Here is a 20,644-nt window from a genome sequence, read left to right as displayed (position 1 = left end):
CCTCAGGCCTTTTTCATCGGGCAGGTCGAGAGGCCGACGATCGAATACAGCGGGCAGGTTCCCAGCAGGCCGGTCAGCAGCGGCACGACGCCGATCAGCTTGGCATAGTGCCAGAAGCCGGTTCCGCTATCGACAAAGAACCAGACGATCAGGGCCAACCCCACCGCGATGCGCAGGATCTTGTCGATCCCTCCGACGTTGTTCTTCAGCATGATACGTCTCCCATATCGTTCGCCCGGGCGATTCCCCCGAAGCTGCAGGAAGATTAGCACCTGCCGAAGGACGGGTCTGTGATCAGGTCACAAAGGCACGGCCGCCAGGCCGCGCAGCGCCCCCGGGTCGGTCAGCCGGACCTGGCCGCGGTCGGTCTCCACCCAGCCCTGGCGCTGGAACCCTTCAAGCCGGCGCGACACCACTTCGCGGGCCGAGCCGATGCGGGCGGCAAGTTCGGCCTGGGTTGCCGCAACCACGTCGTCCCGCGCGAGATCCAGCAGCGCTGCTGCGAGCCGGGCCTCGACCCGCCCGAAAGCCACGCGCTCCAACAGCCGGGTCACATCCGCCATGCGGCGGCCGAAGGCGCGCAGGATGAAGGCGCGGAAGCCCGGTTCGTGATCCATCAGCCGGGCGAACAGGGCCGCCGGGATCGTCACGGCGCGGGCCTCGGCGGCGACGATGGCCTCGCCGGAATAATCCTCGCCCCCCATCAGGCCCAATGTCGTCTGCACGCAGGATTGCCCGGGGCCGACCGCATAGAGCAGGATTTCCCGCCCGCTGGGGCCGGTCAGGAAGACCTCGACCCGGCCCGACAGCACGACCAGAAAGCCGTCAGGGCGGTCGCCGGGACGAAACAGGATGGTGCCCTTGGGCAGCGCCATCATCCGCAACTGCATCAGATCGCGCTGGGACGCGGCAGAGAGCGGCCCGAGGGTGTCCGTCCAGCTCATGCGTTTCCCTTCCTGGTCGTTGGCACACGCCGGCATTTGCATCCCTGGTCTCTGGCGGCTGGCCGACCGCGGCACCGACTCGACCGTGACAGTGTCACCGCGCACGGGCGCACTGACAATATGTAGCGTCCGCGGCGGGGCAGGGGGCGACATTCGACCGGTTGCCGATCACCGTCACCGTTTTGTGAACAATTACGGCCGAAGTGCGATTGTGCGTGAATGATCGGCGACAGCGCTCTGCGCAAGGTTGTCTGAAAGCCGGTCCGAATAAATCACAGAGTGTATTTCATGGCGGGATTGCGATCAGGTTTTGACTTCTTCAAGGCAAGACCCGAAATTGTCGGCTTGAGTGGTGTGGTGGGGGATTCACATGCGGTTTGATCTGAAGATTGCCTTGGTCGCGGGCACGGTGGCACTGGGTGCTGGCGCGGTCGCGGATGCGGCGACGGTGTCGTTCAACTTCGGCACGGGCACGAATGCCTATGCCGCGCCCGGCGATCCGATGACCTTTCTCAGCAGCGATGGCGCCTTGAAGGTCACGGTGCTGGGCTTCAACTATTCCAACGCGGTCCCGCCGTCGATCGAACCGGTGCTGGACTATCAGATCGGCGTCTACAAGCAGCAGAACGAGGGGTTGGGGGCTTGCACCTTTGGCACCGCTGACCGGTGCCGGCAGAACTCGTTGCTCGACGGCGGCTCGCTCTACGAGATGCTGACCTTCGCCTTCGAATACGCGGACACCGGCGCGGCTGCGCTGGTCACCATCGGCAACGTGCTGTTCAACCAGGTGAATACCAACGAAGAGGTGGACATCTTCGCCGGCTCGATCCTGCAGCAGATCTTTGACAACAAGACGGTTGCGGGGGTGACGCCGATCAACATCGGGGCCTATTCGCTGTTCGGGATCGGGGTCGACAACGGCGCCGCAGGGCCGGACACGGATCAGGTCCGGGTTGCCGGGTTCTCGGTCGATTACGAGCCGGCGCCCGCCCCGGTGCCGCTGCCGGCTGCCGGCTGGCTGATGCTGGCGGGACTGGGCGGCCTTGCCGCGACGCGGCGGCGCAGGGCGGCCTGAGACTGGCGCCAGATCTGGGCCAAGACCGGGGCCAGATCGGGGGGCAGACCCTTCTGACGAACAGGGGCGGCCGTATCGGCCGCCCTTTCCTTTGCCGGGCGGGGGGGGCCGCGATCGGCCCCTCGTTTCCGCGGCAATTGGACCGGACATGTCGGGCCGCTGCCGCGGAAAAGCCGAATCATCGGGGGCGCAATACATCCGGCGGCACGATCAAGAAAATCACAGAACAATCCCAGATTGCGCAGCCCCGGCGGGTCGCAATTGACCCCTTGCACGACCGTTGCAAAAACAGGCCAGACCGGCGGGCCATGCCCCTGATCTGGGCCAAATGGGAAACAACGACCCCAGATATTGCGGCCGAGAAGGGGAATCCGCTTTGGTGGGTCCGCGCAGGCTGTTATTCTTCAGTTGAGGCACGAGGGTGTCTGCCGGAATCGGTCGAACAAGGATCAAGGACGGCGCACCTTCAATTGCACGCTGCTGTTTGTGACAAGGGATTGGCAAGTGGGATATCTGACGAAACTGGCGCTAAGCGCCGCGGTCACGGTTGCAGCGGGCTCTGCCCAGGCTGCAACCGTGACTTTCGATTTCGACGCGGCGAACCGGGGGGCGGCCTATAGCCTGGCCTATGCTTCGGGCGACCTGTCGCTGAACGTCACGGCGACGCGCGGCTCGGCCGCGGCAAAGGTGCAGACCTGGTCCGGCCACGGCATGGGCGTACCCGGCCCCAACCCGGACCCGCATCTGGTTGATTCCAGCGGAACCGGCGAGGATGAGACGGTCTGGTTCCGCTTTTCCGAGCTTGTGAACCTGGTGAAGGTGACCTTCAGCTACGTCGACGAGAAGGACGACTTCAAGCTTTGGCAGGGTGCCACGTCGCTGGGCGTGTTTGACGTCAAGCAGACGGTCTTCACGGCCGCCGCCGGCTGGGCCGATTCGTTCGGCGTCGGCGCGGTCGATTGGCGGTCGCGTCATGGCTCGGGCTATTCGGCCTTCAAGATCACCTCGGTGACGGTCGAGACCCAGGACGCGCCGGCCCCGGTTCCGCTGCCCGCCGCCGGTCTGATGCTGGCTGCCAGTCTGGCCGGTCTTGGCCTGGCAAAGCGCCGCAAGGCCTGAGACCGCGCCCGGAAGGAATGGAAAAGGGGCGGCCCGCCGGGCCGCCCCTTTTGACTTTGCGGTCGGCTGGCGTCAGTCCAGCGCCTTGAAGTTCAGGCTCGCGCCTTCCTTGATGCCGCTGAACCAGCGCGCCGTCACCGTCTTGGTCTTGGTGTAGAAGCGGAAGGCGTCCGGCCCATACTGGTTCAGGTCGCCGAAGGCCGACTTCTTCCAGCCGCCGAAGCTGTAGTAGGCCAGCGGCACCGGGATCGGGAAGTTGATCCCCACCATGCCCACGTTCACACGGCTTGCGAAATCGCGCGCCGTGTCGCCATCGGCGGTGAAGATGGCGGTGCCGTTGCCGTATTCGTTGTCCATCACCAGCTTCAGCGCCTCTTCGTAGTTGCCGCTCCGGACGGTGGACAGAACCGGCCCGAAGATCTCCTGCTTGTAGATCTCCATCTCCGGCGTCACCCGGTCGAACAGCGTCGGCCCGACGAAGAATCCGTTCTCGTAGCCCTGGATCTTCAGCCCCCGGCCATCGACCACCAGCTTCGCGCCCTGGTCCACGCCGCTGCCGATCAGGCCCAGCACGCGGTCCTGCGCGGCCTTGGTCACCAGCGGGCCGAAGTCCACGTCGTCGCCCGCCGTGTAGGGGCCGACCTTCAGCTTCTCGATCCGCGGTACCAGCCGTTCGATCAGCGCATCCGCCGTCTTCTCGCCCACCGGCACCGCGACCGAGATCGCCATGCAGCGTTCGCCCGCCGCCCCGAAGCCCGCCCCCACCAGCGCATCGGCCGCCTTGTCCAGATCGGCGTCGGGCATGATGATCATGTGGTTCTTGGCGCCACCGAAGCATTGCGCCCGCTTGCCGTTCGCCGCGGCACGCGCGTAGATGTATTGCGCGATCGGGGTCGAGCCGACGAAGCCGACCGCCTGGATCACCGGATGGTCCAGGATGCCGTCCACCGCCGTCTTGTCGCCGTTCACCACCTGCAGCACGCCGTCGGGCAGGCCCGCTTCCTTGAACAGTTCGGCCAGCAGAAGCGAGGTCGAGGGCGTCCGCTCGCTGGGTTTCAGGATCATCGCATTGCCGGCGGCGATGGCGGGGGCCATCTTCCACAACGGGATCATGGCCGGAAAGTTGAACGGGGTGATCGCGGCGACCACGCCCAGCGGCTGGCGCATCGAATACAGGTCGATGCCGGGGCCGGCGCTGTCGGTCATCTCGCCCTTCAGCATGGCGGGCGCGCCCATGCAGACCTCGACCACCTCAAGCCCGCGCTGCACGTCGCCGCGCGCATCGGGCAGGGTCTTGCCGTGTTCGCGGCTGACCGCCTGGGCCAGCTTGTCCATGTCGCGGTTGATCAGGGCCGCAAAGGCCACGATGATCCGGGCGCGGCGCTGCGGGTTGGTGGCGGCCCAGCCGACCTGGGCCTTGGCGGCCTCGGCCACCGCATGGTCCATCTCGGCGGGGCTGGCCAGCGCGACGCGGGCCTGCACCTCGCCGGTGGCGGGGTTGAAGACCTCGGTGAAGCGGCCCGAGGTGCCCGCGACCCGCTTGCCGTTGATCCAGTGACCGATCTCTTCCATCTCAATCCTCCCAAGGATGTGCCGGGCCGTTTTACTCTTGCGGAAATGCCAGACCAAGGGGCAATCTTCCAAAAGGGTTTTGCAGGATTGCAGGGGAAACCATGCTGGACTGGGACGATCTGCGGGTCTTTCTGGCGGTGGCGCGGACGGACAGCCTGTCGGGCGCCGGCAGGCGGCTGAAGATCGACCCCGCCACCGTCGGCCGCCGCATCGCCCGGCTTGAGGACGGCATCGGCGCGCGGCTTTTCGCCAAGTCGCCGCAGGGCTATGCCCTGACCGAGGCCGGCACCCGGCTGATCCCCCATGCCGAGCGCGCCGAAGGCGCGGCGCTGGCGGCGCAGGAAACCCTGTCCGGCCCGGAAGGGCTGACCGGGCAGATTCGCCTGGGCGCCCCGGACGGTTGCGCCAACTACCTGCTGCCGCAGGTGCTGACGCGCCTGTGCGACGCCAACCCCGGGCTTGAGGTGCAGGTCGTGGCGCTGCCGCGCGTGTTCAACCTGTCGAAGCGCGAAGCCGACATGGCCATCGGCGTCTCGCGCCCCGCCGCCGGCCGGCTGACGGTGCAGAAACTGACCGACTACCGCCTGCACCTGGCCGCCAGCCGCACTTGGTTGGCCGCCCATCCGGTGACCGGCCCCGAGGATCTGCGCGCGCATCCCTTTGTCGGTTACATCCCCGACATGATCTTCGACAAGGAACTGGACTATTTGTCCGAGATCGGCGCGCCAGCGGTGCGGCTGGCCTCGAACTCGATTCCGGTTCAGGTGAACCTGCTGCGCCAGGGCGCCGGGATCGGCGTCGTGCATGACTTCGCGCTGCCGGCCGCGCCGGAACTGGTGCGCGTGCTGCCCGACCGCATCAGCCTGACCCGCAGCTTCTGGCTGATCCGCCATGCCGACGACACCCGCGTGGCCCGGCTGAACCGGTTCGCCGACCTGCTGATCCGCGAGGCGCGGGCGGAAATGGCGAATCTCGAATCCATCGCTTGACAGGATGCCCCTGCAACCCTGACCCTTCCAGAGACAACCCGAGGGAAGCGAGGTCGTGATGCTTGTCAGCCAGATCCTCAAGACCAAAGCCGATGGCGTGATCACCATCGCGCCCGGCCTGACCATGGCGGAGGCGGTCGAGATGCTGTCGGCGCGCCGGATCGGGGCGGTCATCGTCTCGACGGACGGCCGCCACGCCGAGGGCATCCTGTCGGAACGCGACATTGTGCGCGAACTGGGCCGCCGCGGCCCGACCTGCTTGAAGGACAAGGTCGAGTCGGTGATGACCTCTCGGCTGGTCTCCTGCCAGAAGACCGACCGCGCCGACGAGGTGCTGCAGAAGATGACCGACGGCCGCTTCCGCCACCTGCCCGTGGTCGAGGGCGGGCAGATGGTCGGCCTGATCTCGATCGGCGACGTGGTCAAGGCGCGGCTGGAAGAGCTGCATGCCGAGAATCACGCGCTGGAAGGCATGATCAAGGGCTTCTAGGCCAATGCCGCAGTGCGGCGCTTTGGGGCTTGCACGGCTGGCCGCGATGCTGTTGCGTGGCGGCCGGAACGCACCGGACGGAGAACCCTGAATGCGCATCGGCCTTTACCCGGGGACTTTCGATCCCATCACCCTGGGGCATGTGGACATCATCCAGCGCGCCATGGCACTGGTGGACCGACTGGTGATCGGGGTGGCGATCAACCGCGACAAGGGACCGCTGTTCAATCTGGAAGAGCGCGTCGGCATGGTGCAGGACGAATGCGCCGCCATTGTCGCCAAGACCGGGGGCGAAATCGTCGTCCATCCGTTCGAGAACCTGCTGATCGACTGCGCCCGCGACGTGGGGGCCACGATCATCATCCGTGGCCTGCGGGCGGTGGCGGATTTCGAGTACGAGTTCCAGATGGTCGGCATGAACCGCGCACTGGATGCCTCGATCGAGACGGTGTTCCTGATGGCCGATGCGCGGCGGCAGGCCATCGCGTCGAAGCTGGTCAAGGAAATCGCCCGGCTGGGCGGGGATGTGTCCAAGTTCGTCACCCCGCCGGTCAAGGTGGCGCTGGAGCGCAAGTATCGCTGAAACGAAAACGGGGGCCGACTGGCCCCCATGTCCGTCACGCCGCAACCCCTTTGCGGCGCCGGTGGCCCGGGCGCTCAGGCCCGGCCGTAGACCGCCTGCCAGGCAATCCTGTCGGCGTCGCCCGGATAGATGTCCAGGTCCAGTGCCACGTCCAGCGGCATCCGCGCGATTTCGTCCCGGGTGCGCCGGTAGAGCGCCCGCTTGCGCGCGGCCTCTCGCAGGCTTCCAATCATCGTCAGCATCATCGTCTTCCTTTTCTCGCGGGGTCTGCTTTTTCTCCCGCATGGGCTGAAGATGGCGGTTTCCGTTAGCGCGAACAAGGCCGGATGCTGCGATGCGGCATTGCGTCGAACGCATACCTTCCACATAGGGAAAGGGCGCCCGAGGGCGCCCTTTCGCTGGAATTTCAAGCGGTTCAGATCAATTTGCCCATCGCGACGGCGGTATCCGCCATGCGGTTCGAGAAGCCCCATTCGTTGTCATACCACGACAGGACAGAGCAGAAGGTGCCGTCCATGACCTTGGTCTGGTCCATGTGGAACACGGACGAATGCGGGTCATGGTTGAAATCCGAACTGACGTTCGGCAACGTGGTGTAGCCGAGGATGCCCTTCAGCGGGCCATCGGCGGCGGCCTTGATGGCGGCGTTGATCTCATCGACGCTGGTGGCGCGCTTGGCGATGAATTTCAGGTCCACGACGCTGACGTTCGGGGTGGGAACGCGGATCGCGAAGCCGTCCAGCTTGCCCTTCAGGTCGGGCAGCACCAGGCCCACGGCCTTGGCCGCCCCCGTGCTGGTGGGGATCATGCTCAGGGCGGCCGCGCGGGCGCGGTAAAGGTCCTTGTGCATGGTGTCCAGCGTCGGCTGGTCGCCGGTGTAGCTGTGGATGGTGGTCATCATCCCCTTCTCGATGCCGATGACCGAATGCAGCACCGAGGCGACCGGCGCCAGGCAGTTGGTGGTGCAGGACGCGTTCGAGACGACGATATCATCGCGGGTCAGCGTGCCGTGGTTCACGCCATAGACAATGGTCTTGTCCGCGCCTTCGCCCGGCGCGCTGATCAGAACGCGCTTCGAGCCGTTCTCAAGATGGGCCGCGCATTTTTCCTTGCTGGTGAAGATGCCGGTGCATTCCATCACCACGTCCACATCGCCCCAGGGCAGGTCGGCGGGGTTGCGCAACGCGGTGACGCGGATCGGTCCGCGGCCGACGTCGATCCAGTCGGGGCCGGTGGTCACGGCGACCGGGAACCGGCCATGCACCGAATCGAAGCGCAACAGGTGGGCGTTGGTCTCGACCGGGCCAAGGTCGTTCACCGCCACGACCTGAATGTCGGTGCGGCCCGATTCGATGATGGCGCGCAAGACGTTGCGGCCGATGCGGCCAAATCCGTTGATGGCGACCTTGACGGCCATGTGCGTTCCTCCTGTGCTGCGCGGGCTGGCGCCCCTGCGCTTGGAACCCGAAACCCGCCGCGAATGCAACCGGCCTTGGCGTGGTCAGCGCCAGAATTCCACCCAGTCCATCAGCCCGACGAACTTGCGCGCCAGATACAGCAGCGTCTCGCCCCCGGTCAGCACCAGGTCGGCGCCGATGAAGGCCGCGAGGATCAGCGCCAGGATCAGCGCCAGCCGGTCGGTCACGATGGTGTCTCCTGCGGCCGCGCCCCGGGCCCAGGGCCGACGATAGACGAAGCCGCGGCGCCGGAGCCAGCCCTTTGCCAAGGCGCCGCCGCTGCGCTATCTCGACCGAAAGCCCTGGTGGAGATTGGCATGAGCGGATTGTTGGCGCTTCTTGACGACGTGGCGGCCATCGCCAAGGTGGCGGCCGCCTCGGTCGACGACATCGCCGCCGCGGCAGCCAAGGCCGGGGCCAAGGCGGCGGGCGTGGTGATCGACGATGCCGCGGTGACGCCAAAGTATGTGCACGGCTTCTCGGCCGAGCGCGAGTTGCCGATCATCTGGCGCATCGCGCTGGGGTCGATGAAGAACAAGCTGCTGTTCCTGCTGCCGGGCCTGCTGGCGCTGGATCATTTCCTGCCCCAGGTGATCACGCCCTTGCTGATGCTGGGCGGGGCCTATCTGTGCTTTGAAGGCGCCGAGAAGGTGTTTCACGCCCTGGCGCCCCATGCCGAAAAAGGCGTCGCGGCCGATTTCGACACCAGAGATCCGGCGCACCTGGAAGAGGAAAAGGTCGCCGGCGCGATCAAGACCGACTTCATCCTGTCGGCCGAGATCATGACCATCGCGCTTGCGACCATCGAAAGCCCGTCGTTCTGGCTGCAGGCGGTGACGCTGGCGGTGGTGGGGGCGGCGATCACGGTCGCGGTCTATGGCGCGGTGGCGCTGATCGTCAAGATGGACGACATCGGCCTGCACATGGCCGCGAACCGCCGCACCCGCGCGGCGCGGGCCTTCGGGCGGGGTCTGGTGGTGGCGATGCCGAAGCTGATGTCGGTGCTGTCGACCGTGGGCACGGCGGCGATGCTCTGGGTCGGCGGTAACATCGTGATCCACGGGCTTGAGGTGACGCATCTCTGGCCCGCGCCCTATGAGGTGATCCACCACATCGCCGAGGGTGCGGCCCATGCCGTGCCCGCCGCGCAGGGCGCTGTCGAATGGGCCGTGACGGCGGCGCTGGACGGGGTTGCCGGGCTTGTTCTGGGGGTGGCGCTGATTCCCCTGGCGACCCGGGTGATCGGTCCGATCTGGGGCGCGCTGACGGGGGCGAAGGCCTCGCACTAGCTGCGGCGCAGCACCGTCAGCGAATACAGCGCCAGGGCGGCCCAGATGAAGCCGAAGGCCACCAGCTTGGTCTGGCTGAACGGCTCGTCGAAGACGAAGACCGCGGTCAGGAAGATCATGGTCGGCGCGATGTACTGCATGATGGCGATGGTCGAAAGCCGCAGCCGCTTGGCGCCGTTTGCATAAAGCATCAGCGGCCCGGCGGTGACGATGCCGCATCCGGCAAGCAGCCAGGTCTCCATCGGCGTGCCCATGGCAAAATGGCCCTGGCCGGTGCCCGCCAGCCAGGCGGCATAGGCCAGCGCCGGCGGCAGCAGGATCAGCACCTCCAGCGCGAAGCCCTGGTTCGGGCCGATCGGCAGGCTTTTCTTGAAATAGGCGTAGAAGCCCCAGGTCAGCGTCAGAGCCAGCGCGATCATCGGCAGCCGCCCCGCCTCCCAGGTCAGGATGGAGACGCCGAGGGCAGCAAGGGCGATGGCCAGCCATTGCACGCCGCGCAGGCGCTCGCCCAGCAAGAGCGCGCCCAGGCCGATCGAGAACAGCGGGTTGATGTAATAGCCCAGGGCGGCGTCCAGGGCGTGGCCCGAACCGATGGCCCAGACGTAGATGCCCCAGTTGACGCTGACCAGGGCGGCGGTGAGCGTGCCCATCGCCAGCATCCGCGGGCTGGTCAGCGCGGCTTTCAGTTCGGCCGTCCGGCCCAGGGCGACCAGCACGGCCAGCGCGACGGGGACCGACCAGATCACCCGATGCGCAATGACCTCGACCGGGGGCACACTGGCCAGCGCCTTCATGTAAAGCGGCAGGAAACCCCAGAGGAGATAGGCGGCCAGTGCGTAGAAAAAGCCCGACAGGCTGTCATCGTTGCGGGCAGGCGCGGTGCTTTGGGTCATGCTGCCGGTGTATCGGGGTCGGCGGCGGCGGGCCACGGCGAACTTGTGCCCGATACATCAATGCGCAGGATGTGGGTCGGCGGGCAGGGGAAAGGGGGCACTGCCCCCCGTCGCCGCAAGAGCGGCGACTCCCCCCGGAGTATTTCGGAAAGGGCAATGGGCAGAGGGTCAGCGCGGCAGGGTCCAGCCCGGCTGGGCCAGGGTGAAGCCTTCGAAGCGAAAGCCGGGGCTGACGGTGCAGGAGACAAGGCTGAAGGTGCCGGTGGGGCGGGCGGCCTGCCAGGCCTGGGCCGGGACGATGATCTGCGGGCTTTGGCCGGCCAGCACGTCGGGGCCAAGGCTGTGGTCGGTGGCCCGCGTGGTGCCGATGGAGAGGGTGAGCGGGTGGCCTGCGTGCCAGAGCCAGATCTCGTCGGCATCGACCCTGTGCCAGTGGCTGCGCTCGCCTTCCTTGAGCAGGAACAGGATCGCGGTGCCGCTGGCGCGGCCGTCGCGGTCGGGGCCACGCCAGGTTTCGCGGAACCAGCCGCCTTCGGGGTGGGGTTCAAGGCGCAGCGTTTCGATCAGGCGGTCGGGGTCGGTCATGCCTCTCTCCATTGGCCGGGGGCAAGGCCGTCCAGCGTCCAGTCGCCGACGCGCCAGCGGATCAGCCGCAGGCAGGGCAGGCCCACCGCGGCGCACATCCGGCGGACCTGGCGATTGCGCCCCTCACGCAGGGTCAGTTCGATCCAGGCGTCGGGAATGGACTTGCGCACCCGGATCGGCGGGGTGCGGGGCCAGAGCCATACGGGCGTATCCACCATACGGGCCTGCGCGGGCAGGGTGGGGCCGTCGTTCAGCACGACGCCGCCCGACAGCGCCTCAAGCGCCTGCGGGCCGGGGGTGCCCTCGACCTGGGCGAGATAGGTCTTGTCCAGCTTGTGGCGCGGGTCGCTGATCCGGGCCTGCAGCCGGCCGTCGTCGGTCAGCACCACCAGGCCCTCGCTGTCGCGGTCCAGCCGGCCGGCGGGGTAGACGCCTTTCACCGGCACCACATCGGCCAGGGTGGCGCGGCCCTGATCGTCGGTGAACTGGCAGAGCATGTCGTAGGGTTTGTTGAGCAGGATCACGCGAGGGGGCATGGGCCACCATAGCCCGGCCGGCGGGCAAAGAAAAAGGGCGCCCGGGGGCGCCCTGTGCGATGCTGCCGGGGCCGATCAGCCGCGCAGGATGCTGCGACCGGCGTATTCGCCGACCTCGCCCAGCATTTCCTCGATCCGGATCAGCTGGTTGTATTTCGCCAGCCGGTCCGAGCGGGCCAGCGAGCCGGTCTTGATCTGGCCGCAGTTGGTGGCGACCGCCAGGTCGGCGATGGTGGCGTCTTCCGTCTCGCCCGAGCGGTGGCTCATCACGTTGGTGTAGCCGGCGCGATGGGCCATCTCGACGGCTTCCAGCGTTTCGCTGAGGGTGCCGATCTGGTTGACCTTGACCAGCATGGAATTCGCGACTCCGCGCGAGATGCCCTCGGCCAGACGCCGCGGGTTGGTCACGAAAAGATCGTCGCCCACCAGCTGCACCTTGCCGCCCAGGCGATCGGTCAGCAGCTTCCAGCCGTCCCAGTCATCCTCGGCGCAGCCATCCTCGATCGACAGGATCGGATAGTCCGCCACCAGCTTGGCCAGGTAATCGACGTTCTGCTTCGGAGTCAGGGTTTTCTTTTCTCCGCCAAGTACATAGGCGCCATCCTTGAAGTATTCGGTCGAGGCGCAGTCCAGCGCCAGCCAGACATCGTCGCCGGGCGCGTAGCCGGCCTTCTCGATGGCCTTGAGGACGAAATCCAGCGCCGCGCGGGTGCTTTTCAAGGCCGGCGCAAAGCCGCCCTCGTCGCCGATGCCGGTCGACAGGCCCGCCGCCGTCAGTTCCTTCTTCAGCGTGTGGAAGATCTCGGACCCCATCCGCACCGCTTCGCGGATGTCCTGGGCGCCGACCGGCATGATCATGAATTCCTGGATGTCGATCGGGTTGTCGGCATGCGCCCCGCCGTTGATGATGTTCATCATCGGCACCGGCAGCACGCGGGCCGAGGTGCCGCCGACATAGCGATACAGCGGCTGGCTGGAGTATTCCGCCGCCGCCTTGGCCACCGCCAGCGACACGCCGAGGATGGCGTTGGCGCCAAGCCGGCTTTTGTTCGGGGTGCCGTCCATCTCGATCATGGTGCGGTCGATGCCGACCTGTTCGGTGGCGTCATAGCCGACCAGTTCCTCGGCGATCTCGCCGTTCACCGCGGCGACCGCTTCCAGCACGCCCTTGCCCATGTAGCGGGTCTTGTCGCCGTCGCGGCGTTCGACCGCTTCGTGCGCGCCGGTCGAGGCGCCCGAGGGCACGGCCGCGCGGCCCATGGCGCCGCTTTCCAGCACCACGTCCACCTCGACGGTGGGGTTGCCGCGGCTGTCAAGGATCTCGCGGGCGTGAATGTCGATGATCGTGCTCATTGGGGGGCTCCCTTTGGCCGGAATGCTGCGCTCTTGCCGGCGGCTATAGCAGCGCGGGCCGGGGGTGGGGAAGGGCGGATCGGACGGAAAGGACCGCCCGCACAAGGAAAACGGCGGCGAGGTTGTCCCCGCCGCCGTCCGTCTGCTCATGTTGCCTGTATTGCCTTGCCGTCCGGGTCAGCTGCAGCCGGTGGTGCCGCCGCAGGTGTTGCACTTGAGGCAGGTGCCGTTGCGGACCAGCGTGTAGTTGCCGCATTCGCCGCAGGGATCGCCGGTGTAACCCTGCATCTTGGCCTTGATGCGGACCTCGGTCGTGGCGACGCTGAGCGCGAAGCCAGAGGTGGTTTCGGCAAAGCCTGCGGTCCGGGTTTCGGGGACCAGCATGTTCAGCGCGGTCACCGGGTCGCTGGCGGCAAGCGCCGTGGCGCCGGCCGCACCGCCCTGGAACACCATCAGTTCCTGCGGCAGGCGTTTGCGCAGATAGCCGGTCGAGCTGATCGACTTGAGCAGTTCCACCGACTTGGTGGCCTGCGCGTCGGTCACCTCGCCGAAGTTGCGCTTGCCTTCATCGTCGCCGCGGCCCATCTCGTCGAAGCTGTGCCCTTTCGGCGCGACATGCGCCAGATCGGTGCGGTCAAGGTAGCTGATCGCCAGTTCGCGGAAGATGTAGTCCAGGATCGAGGTGGCGTTCTTGATGCTGTCGTTGCCCTGGACCATGCCCGCGGGTTCAAACCGGGTGAAGGTGAAGGCCTCGACGAATTCCTCAAGTGGCACGCCGTATTGCAGGCCGACGCTGACGGCGATGGCGAAGTTGTTCATCATCGCCCGGAAGCCGGCACCTTCCTTGTGCATGTCGATGAAGATCTCGCCCAACTGGCCATCGGCATATTCGCCGGTGCGCAGATAGACCTTGTGGCCGCCGACGATGGCCTTTTGCGTATAGCCCTTGCGGCGTTCGGGCAGTTTCAGCCGGTGGCTGCGGACGATTTCGCGGACGATCACCTTCTCGATGATCTTCTCGGCGATCACCGTGGCCTTTTCGTGCAGGCTGCCGGTGGTGAGGATGTCCTCGGCCTCTTCGTCGTCCTCGATCAGCGCGCTGGCGAGGGGCTGGCTGAGCTTCGATCCGTCGCGATAGAGCGCATTGGCCTTGATGCCCAGCGAGTGCGACAGTTCATAGGCCGCAAGGGTTTCGGCGATGGTGGCCGAGTTCGGCATGTTGATGGTCTTGGAGATCGCGCCCGAGATGAAGGATTGGGCGGCGGCCATCATGTGGATGTGGCTCTCGACCGAAAGGTAGCGCTTGCCGGTCTTGCCGCAGGGGTTGGCGCAGTCGAACACCGGGTAGTGTTCGGTCTTGAGGAAGGGCGCGCCTTCCAGCGTCATGGTCCCGCAGGCGTGGTCGTTGGCGGCGTCGATCTGGGCCTTGGTAAAGCCGAGGTGGCGCAGCAGGTCGAACGTCGGGTCGTTCAGCTTTTCGTCGGGAATTCCAAGGGTTCCGGTGCAGAACTCGGCGCCCAGCGTCCACTGGTTGAAGACGAACTTGATGTCGAAGGCGGTGGGAAGCGCCGCTTCGACCTTGGCGATCTCGACCGGGCCGAAGCCGTGGCCGATCAGCGCGGTGTGGTTCACGCCGGGGGCTTGCGCCAGCGAGCCGTGGCCGACCGCATGGGCGACGATCTCGGCGATCTGGTGGCCGGGGTAGCCGAGGGTTTCCAGCGCGCCGGGGACCGACTGGTTGATGATCTTGAAGTAGCCGCCGCCGGCCAGTTTCTTGAACTTGACCAGGGCGAAGTCGGGCTCGATGCCGGTGGTGTCGCAATCCATCACCAGGCCGATGGTGCCGGTGGGGGCGATGACGGTGGTCTGGGCGTTGCGGTAGCCGTGCGCCTCACCCAGGGCAAGGGCTTCGTCCCAGGCGGATTTCGCAAGGGCGACAAGGCTTTGGTCGGGGCAGTTCACCTGATCCAGCGCGACCGGGGTGACATTCAGGCCTTCATAGCCGGCCTGCTTGCCCCAGGCGGCGGCGCGGTGGTTGCGGATCACCCGCAGCATGTGGTCGCGGTTGCGGGCATAGCCGGAGAAGGCGCCAAGTTCACGCGCCATCTCGGCGCTGGTGGCATAGGCGATGCCGGTCATGATCGCGGTCAGGGCACCACAAAGGGCGCGGCCTTGCGCCGAGTCATAGCCAAGGCCCATGTTCATCAGGAGGCCGCCGATGTTGGCGTAGCCCAGGCCCAGGGTGCGGAAATCGTAGCTGAGCTGGGCGATTTCCTTCGACGGGAACTGCGCCATCATCACGCTGATTTCCAGGGTGACGGTCGACAGCCGGCAGGCGTGGATATAGGCCTCGGCGTCGAACCGGCTGCCGGTCTGGAAGGTCAGCAGGTTCAAGGACGCCAAATTGCAGGCGGTGTCGTCGAGGAACATGTATTCCGAGCAGGGGTTCGAACCCCGGATCGGGCCGTCTTCCGGGCAGGTGTGCCAGGCGTTCACGGTGTCGTGGAACTGGATGCCGGGGTCGGCGCAGGCCCAGGCGGCGTGGCCGATCTGGTCCCAGAGGTCGCGGGCGCTGACGGTCTTGGCGACCTTGCCATCAGTGCGGCGGATCAGCTCCCACGGTTTGTCGTCACGGACGGCCTTGAGGAAGGCGTCGGTCAGGCGGACCGAGTTGTTCGAGTTCTGGCCCGAGACGGTGACATAGGCCTCGGAATCCCAGTCGGTGTCATAGGTGGGGAATTCGATGCTGTCGAAGCCCTGGCGGGCGTATTGCAGGATGCGGTTGGTATAGGTGTCGGGGATCAGGGCCTTTTTCGCGGCCCGGATGGCGGCCTTGAGGGCCGGGTTCACGCCTGGATCGGTGGCGCCGTCCATGCTGCCGTCGAAGGCCTTGATGGCGGTGAAGATGTCGTTCAGGCGGGCTTCGTGGGCCTTCGATCCGGCCACCAGCGAGGCGACCTTCTGTTCCTCGATGACCTTCCAGTTGATGAAGGCCTCGATGTCGGGGTGATCCATGTCGCAGATCACCATCTTGGCGGCGCGGCGGGTGGTGCCGCCCGACTTGATGGCGCCGGCGGCGCGGTCGCCGATCTTGAGGAAGCCCATCAGGCCCGACGACTTGCCGCCGCCCGAGAGTCTCTCGCCCTCGCCCCGCAGCGACGAGAAGTTGGTGCCGGTGCCCGAGCCGTATTTGAACAGCCGCGCCTCGCGGACCCAGAGGTCCATGATGCCGCCGTCGCCGACCAGATCATCCTTGACCGACTGGATGAAGCAGGCGTGCGGCTGGGGGTGTTCGTAGGCGCTGTCGGATTTGGTCAGCGTGCCGGTCTTGTGGTCGACGTAGTAGTGGCCCTGCGACGGGCCGTCGATGCCATAGGCCCAGTGCAGGCCGGTGTTGAACCACTGCGGGCTGTTCGGCGCGGCCATCTGGCGGGCCAGCATGAAGCGCATCTCGTCATAATAGGCCCGCGCGTCGGACTCAGAGCTGAAATAGCCGCCCTTCCAGCCCCAATAGGCCCAGGCGCCGGCAAGGCGGTCGAAGACCTGCTTGGCGCTGGTTTCACCGACGATACGGTCTTCGGGGGCCAGATTGGCAAGTGCTGCGTCATCGGGGACCGAGCGCCAGAGGAACTCGGGCACGCCCTTTTCCTTGACCCGTCTCAGCCGCGCCGGCACGCCGGCCTTGCGGAAATACTTCTGGGCGAGCACGTCGGAGGCGACCTGGCTCCAGCCCTCGGGAACCTCGACGGCATCGTTGCGGAACACGACCTTGCCATCGGGATTGCGGATTTCGGATGTGGTCACGGAGAAGGCCATCGCCCCATAGGCGCCGGTGGCTTCACTGGTAAACTTGCGCTCGATCTTCATCGCCCCTTGATCCTTCGCTTTGGCCAGGGCGGCCCGGAATGGCCCCATGGCATGGTCCCCTTTGCGCGGCCCTTGCCCGGCAAAGCGCAACAATACCCCGCCCGGCCCGCAGCAAGCGGACTGGGGCTTCGGTGCCAATGGTACGGGCACCCTCGGGATGGGGTCTGCTGCTCCCTCGCCGGCCGCACTAGATTTAGTGTCTCGTTGGGCCGCTTCGTCAAACTGTCGTATTCGTGGGGCGGGTTCAAACGAATTTTTTGCAGCCGCGACGGATTTTCCGTCTTGACGCTGGGCCTGCGTTTTCACGGCCACATCACGCCGCCGTTAACCTTCGAGTCCCCCGAACACGCCGAGGTTGTGGGTGATCCTGTGGACAAGACTTGCACCGGAGTCTCAAGAGCGGCGGTTTTGCAGGCATCCCGGCCCACTTGCCGCGAAAGCCTGAAACCAAGACTGAATCCGGCCGAGGCGGGGATAGATGCAGGCCCGATGCACCGGGCCGATTCCTTTGCGTCACTTTGCCGGGGCGCGATTGATCAGCACGATTCCGGCCGCCACCAGAGCAACCGCCCCGAGAATCCCGCCCGAGAGCGACTCACCGAAGATTGCGGCGCCCAGAAGCACGGCCAGCACCGGCGTCAGGAACGAGAACGACGCCACCGTGGATGACGGATAGACCGACAGCAGCCAGAGCCACAGGATGAATCCCCCCGCCACCACGACCGAGGCCTGGAACAGCAGGCCGGCCAGGTGCAGCGGCTGCAACTCGCGGATCAGCGGGCCGAAGAACGGCGCGGCCAGAAGCAGGATCGGGGCCGAGACCACGACCATCCAGAACAGCTGCAGCTCGGGGCCTTCGGCGCGCATGGTCGGGCGGCGCGCGACAAAGGCGGTCAGCGCCCAGCCCAGTGCCGCGCCAATGGCACAGAGGTCTCCGGCCAGGCTGCCCTCGCCACCCTGTCCGCGCGACAGGATGGCCCAGGCGGTGCCGGCAAAGGCCAGCGCCAGCCCTGCGGCCTTGGACGGGGTCACCCGCTCGCCCAGGCCGAAATGCGCCAGCGCGGCATACCAGACCGGCATCGAATACATCAGCACCGAGGCGCGGCCGACCGTGGTCAGGTCAAGCGCAAGGAACAGGAACAGGAACTCGGCCGCAAACACCGTGCCCATCAGCAGGCCGGGCCAAAGTGCGGCGCGGCGCAGCCGGGGCGGGCGGCCGCGCCAGGCCAGCCAGGCCCAGACAAAGCCGATGGCCAGAGCCGAGCGAAGGCCCGCAAAGAACACCGGCTGCAGTCCCGCGTTGACCGCCTTGACGATGATCTGGTTGAAGGCAAGCAGCACCTGCACGCCCAGCAGCATCGCCACTCCGGCGCCGTCCAGCCTGTCTCTGCGCACCTCCGCCCCCCGAAGCCTGCGCCCTTTTGGCATTGACCGGGGGATGGGGGCAAGCGAGGCTTTGGCAGGTGAAACAACGGACGCAAGGGGTGTGTGATGAGTCTGGGCAAGACACTGATGAGGGTGTTGATCGGCGTGGCGATCGCGAAGGGGGTCTCGACCCTGGCCAAGAAGGGCAACGCCGGCATCGACACGTCGGGCGCCGGAACGGGCAGCCGCTATGACGGTGGCAAGGGCGGCCTTGAAGACATGATGGGCGACATCCTGGGCGGCAAGTCGCGCACGACCAAAACCACCAAGACCTCGGGCGGCGGACAGGGCAGCGGAGAGGGCGGCGGCCTGGGCGACCTGCTGGACCAGATTTCCGGCAGCAAGCGCAGCACGCCGCGCAAGACGGCCCCCAAGGGCGGCTTCGACGACCTGCTGGGCCAGTTGACCGGGGCGTCGTCGACCAAGGCGCCCAAGGCCGGGTCAGCCGGCTCTGGCGGGGTCGGCGATCTGCTCGACCAGGTGCTGGGCGGAACCAAGGCGGCGGCCGGCAAGCCGATGATGCTGCCCGAGCCCGAGCAGGAGCAGGAGCTGTCGGCGGCGCTGATGCTGCGCGCGGTGATCCAGGCGGTCAAATGCGACGGCGACCTGGACGAGGCCGAAAAGCGCAAGCTGATGGATGCGATGGGGGATGCCGATGCCTCCGAGGTGAAGGCGGTGAATGCCGAACTGGCCCGCCCGGTGGATGTGGACGGCCTGGCCCGCGCGGTGCCGGCGGGGATGGAGCCGCAGGTCTATACCGTCTCGCTGATGGCCATAGACCTCGACCAGCAGGCCGAGGCGCAGTATCTGCACGCGCTGGCGCAGGCGCTGGAACTGACCCCGGCCGAGGTGAACGCGCTGCACGACCGCGCGGGCGCCCCCCGGATATATCGTTAGCGGCACCTGCCGGGCCGTCCGCGGCCCGGCAACGCCTTCGGCAGGGCGCTTGCATCCGGCCGGCGCCAGGGCCGGCACTGCGGTTGTGCTGCGGGGCGGCCGCATCGGGGCTGTCGTCCGCGGCCGAAGGCGGCTTTCGTGGCCTGAGGATCGCCACGTAACCGACTGCAATCGCTTGTCTCTCTTTCCGCCGTGGACGCTTTGCGCCCGGCCGCCCCGACAGGATCGTGACTTCCCCTCGGCGCCGGCCGCCCTATAGTGGCGCCGAACCGACGGAAACCGGCCGCGCGTGCGTTTCACGGGCAGCCTCGAAAGAACCCGCCTTGACCTCAGACACCCGCCCCGACCTTGCCAGCCTTGCCCGCATGAACCCCGGCCGCCGGTTCGGCCGCTGGGTCTGGCTTGGCCTGTTGCTTGCCGTGGTCGCCGCCGGAGGCTGGTGGTGGGTCAACCGCCCCGCCGCGACGGTCGTCTATGACACCACGCCCGCCCGCATCGGCGATCTGGTCGTCACCGTGGTTGCCACCGGCAATATCCAGCCCACCACCAGCGTCGACATCTCGTCCGAGCTGTCGGGCACCGTGGCCGCCGTCGAGGTCGACTACAACGATGCCGTCGAGGTCGGTCAGGTGCTTGCCCGGCTGGACGACACCACCCTGAAGTCCCGCATCATCACCGCCGAGGCCCAGCTTGCCGCCGCCCGAGGCAAGCTGGTGCAGGCCGAAGCGACGGCGACCGAGACCGCCGACACCTGGGCCTCGACCGAGGCCCTCGACAAGCGCGGCCTGGCCACCCGGACCACCGTGATCGCCGCCAAGGCCGCGCATGACCGCGCGGCCGCCGCCGTGCAGATCGCTAGCGCCGATCTGACCTTGGCCGAGGCCGCGCTGACCGAGGCCAAGACCGATCTTGGCAAGGCCGTGATCCGCGCGCCGATCAAGGGCATCGTCCTGGACCGCGCCGCCGAAGTGGGCCAGATCGTCGCCGCCACGCTGAATGCGCCGGTGCTGTTCACCCTGGCCGAAGACCTTGCCCGCATGGACCTGCAGGTCGCGGTGGACGAGGCCGACATCGGCCGCGTCAAGGTCGGCCAGACCGCCGATTTCACCGTTGACGCCTATCCGGGCCAGCTGTTCCAGGCCACCATCACCAGCCTGCGCTATGCCCCGGACGACACCGAGGACGTGGTCTCCTACACCGCCGTCCTGACCGTGGCCAACGACCAGTTGTTGTTGCGCCCCGGCATGACCGCCACCGCCACCATCATCGTGGCCGAGGAAGCCGGCGTGCTGCTGCTGCCCGTCGCCGCCCTGCGCTATTCCCCGCCGCAGACGCAATCCAGCACCCGCTCGGGCCGCGGCCTGCTGGGCTATATCATGCCGTCGCGCCCGCCGGGCGCTGGCAGCCGGGCTTCGGTCGATGGCTCGGGCGTCTGGGTGTTGCGCGGCGGCGTGCCGGTCCGCGTCAAGATCACCCCCGGCGCCACCGACGGAACCGACATCGTCGCCACCTCGGAAGAGCTGAAGGAGGGCGACGAGGTCATCCTGTCCCAGCGCGAGGCCGACTGAGC

Annotated in this window: 20 protein-coding genes; 8 read left to right on the top strand and 12 right to left on the bottom strand. The window is 67.0% G+C overall.

What is annotated here, in order from left to right:
* Positions 1-2: 2 nt before the first annotated feature.
* Both LHP98_RS03685 and LHP98_RS03680 read right to left on the bottom strand, forming a co-directional pair.
* Entirely contained in the window at positions 3-212 is a 210-nt protein-coding gene (locus LHP98_RS03685; RefSeq protein ID WP_227251120.1) for a DUF2892 domain-containing protein, read from the bottom strand.
* Between the two features lie 87 nt (positions 213-299).
* Positions 300-944 (bottom strand): Crp/Fnr family transcriptional regulator, encoded by a 645-nt coding sequence (locus tag LHP98_RS03680; RefSeq protein ID WP_227251119.1) that lies wholly within the window; start codon positions 942-944, stop codon positions 300-302.
* A gap of 370 nt (positions 945-1,314) precedes the next feature.
* Here LHP98_RS03680 and LHP98_RS03675 point away from each other — a divergent pair, with 370 nt between their 5' ends.
* On the top strand, positions 1,315-2,019 hold the full coding sequence (locus LHP98_RS03675) for a VPLPA-CTERM sorting domain-containing protein (RefSeq protein WP_227251118.1): 705 nt from the start codon (positions 1,315-1,317) through the stop codon (positions 2,017-2,019).
* A 504-nt stretch (positions 2,020-2,523) separates the two neighbouring features.
* Positions 2,524-3,138, top strand: coding sequence for a VPLPA-CTERM sorting domain-containing protein (locus tag LHP98_RS03670; RefSeq protein ID WP_227251117.1), 615 nt, complete (start codon positions 2,524-2,526; stop codon positions 3,136-3,138).
* A gap of 72 nt (positions 3,139-3,210) precedes the next feature.
* On the opposite strand, the gene LHP98_RS03665 is transcribed toward LHP98_RS03670, so the two are convergent.
* Positions 3,211-4,710, bottom strand: a complete 1,500-nt coding sequence (locus tag LHP98_RS03665; RefSeq protein WP_227251116.1) for a CoA-acylating methylmalonate-semialdehyde dehydrogenase — start codon at positions 4,708-4,710, stop codon at positions 3,211-3,213.
* Between the two features lie 104 nt (positions 4,711-4,814).
* Between LHP98_RS03665 and LHP98_RS03660 the strand changes: the two genes are divergently transcribed.
* The 3 genes from LHP98_RS03660 (at position 4,815) to coaD (ending at position 6,772) form a co-directional block, all read left to right on the top strand.
* Entirely contained in the window at positions 4,815-5,699 is an 885-nt protein-coding gene (locus LHP98_RS03660; protein ID WP_227251551.1) for a LysR family transcriptional regulator, read from the top strand.
* Between the two features lie 58 nt (positions 5,700-5,757).
* The gene (locus tag LHP98_RS03655; RefSeq protein WP_227251550.1) at positions 5,758-6,189 is read left to right on the top strand and encodes a CBS domain-containing protein; all 432 of its coding nucleotides are present in this window, start codon (positions 5,758-5,760) and stop codon (positions 6,187-6,189) included.
* Between the two features lie 91 nt (positions 6,190-6,280).
* Positions 6,281-6,772 carry a pantetheine-phosphate adenylyltransferase gene (gene coaD / locus LHP98_RS03650; protein ID WP_227251115.1) on the top strand — a complete coding sequence of 164 codons (492 nt, stop codon included), beginning with the start codon at positions 6,281-6,283 and terminating at the stop codon, positions 6,770-6,772.
* A gap of 74 nt (positions 6,773-6,846) precedes the next feature.
* Here the strand turns inward: coaD and LHP98_RS03645 are convergent, their stop codons facing one another.
* From LHP98_RS03645 to LHP98_RS03635, 3 genes are all read right to left on the bottom strand, one after another.
* Entirely contained in the window at positions 6,847-7,017 is a 171-nt protein-coding gene (locus LHP98_RS03645) for a hypothetical protein (RefSeq protein WP_227251568.1), read from the bottom strand.
* 170 nt (positions 7,018-7,187) lie between these two features.
* Positions 7,188-8,189, bottom strand: a complete 1,002-nt coding sequence (gene gap, locus LHP98_RS03640; RefSeq protein WP_227251114.1) for a type I glyceraldehyde-3-phosphate dehydrogenase — start codon at positions 8,187-8,189, stop codon at positions 7,188-7,190.
* A gap of 84 nt (positions 8,190-8,273) precedes the next feature.
* Positions 8,274-8,417, bottom strand: a complete 144-nt coding sequence (locus LHP98_RS03635) for a hypothetical protein (protein ID WP_227251113.1) — start codon at positions 8,415-8,417, stop codon at positions 8,274-8,276.
* Positions 8,418-8,546: 129 nt separating this feature from the next.
* On the opposite strand from LHP98_RS03635, the gene LHP98_RS03630 reads away from it, so the two are divergent.
* A complete protein-coding gene (locus LHP98_RS03630; protein WP_227251112.1) occupies positions 8,547-9,518 on the top strand; it encodes a DUF808 domain-containing protein in 972 nt (323 codons plus the stop codon).
* On the opposite strand, the gene rarD is transcribed toward LHP98_RS03630, so the two are convergent.
* The 6 genes from rarD to LHP98_RS03600 all read right to left on the bottom strand — a co-directional run bounded on the left by rarD (position 9,515) and on the right by LHP98_RS03600 (position 18,147).
* Entirely contained in the window at positions 9,515-10,411 is an 897-nt protein-coding gene (gene rarD, locus LHP98_RS03625) for an EamA family transporter RarD (RefSeq protein ID WP_227251111.1), read from the bottom strand. The genes LHP98_RS03630 and rarD overlap by 4 nt on opposite strands.
* 168 nt (positions 10,412-10,579) lie before the next feature.
* Complete coding sequence (locus tag LHP98_RS03620; RefSeq protein WP_227251110.1) at positions 10,580-10,996, bottom strand: cupin domain-containing protein; 417 nt, start codon at positions 10,994-10,996, stop codon at positions 10,580-10,582.
* Positions 10,993-11,532 carry a pseudouridine synthase gene (locus LHP98_RS03615; RefSeq protein ID WP_227251109.1) on the bottom strand — a complete coding sequence of 180 codons (540 nt, stop codon included), beginning with the start codon at positions 11,530-11,532 and terminating at the stop codon, positions 10,993-10,995. The genes LHP98_RS03620 and LHP98_RS03615 overlap by 4 nt, the downstream gene beginning before the upstream one ends.
* A gap of 75 nt (positions 11,533-11,607) precedes the next feature.
* On the bottom strand, positions 11,608-12,885 hold the full coding sequence (gene eno, locus LHP98_RS03610; protein WP_227251108.1) for a phosphopyruvate hydratase: 1,278 nt from the start codon (positions 12,883-12,885) through the stop codon (positions 11,608-11,610).
* Positions 12,886-13,062: 177 nt separating this feature from the next.
* Complete coding sequence (locus LHP98_RS03605; protein WP_227251549.1) at positions 13,063-16,752, bottom strand: vitamin B12-dependent ribonucleotide reductase; 3,690 nt, start codon at positions 16,750-16,752, stop codon at positions 13,063-13,065.
* 513 nt (positions 16,753-17,265) lie between these two features.
* Positions 17,266-18,147 (bottom strand): DMT family transporter, encoded by an 882-nt coding sequence (locus tag LHP98_RS03600; protein WP_227251107.1) that lies wholly within the window; start codon positions 18,145-18,147, stop codon positions 17,266-17,268.
* A gap of 96 nt (positions 18,148-18,243) precedes the next feature.
* On the opposite strand from LHP98_RS03600, the gene LHP98_RS03595 reads away from it, so the two are divergent.
* Together LHP98_RS03595 and LHP98_RS03590 are read left to right on the top strand one after the other, a co-directional pair.
* Positions 18,244-19,074, top strand: coding sequence for a DUF533 domain-containing protein (locus LHP98_RS03595; RefSeq protein ID WP_227251106.1), 831 nt, complete (start codon positions 18,244-18,246; stop codon positions 19,072-19,074).
* A gap of 323 nt (positions 19,075-19,397) precedes the next feature.
* Positions 19,398-20,642: an efflux RND transporter periplasmic adaptor subunit gene (locus tag LHP98_RS03590; protein ID WP_227251105.1), complete on the top strand. Its 1,245-nt coding sequence runs from the start codon at positions 19,398-19,400 to the stop codon at positions 20,640-20,642.
* Positions 20,643-20,644 lie beyond the last annotated feature (2 nt).

The organism is Rhodobacter sp. Har01, assembly GCF_020564565.1.
GTDB lineage: Bacteria > Pseudomonadota > Alphaproteobacteria > Rhodobacterales > Rhodobacteraceae > Pseudogemmobacter.
This window is presented reverse-complemented; position numbering and strand designations above follow the sequence as displayed.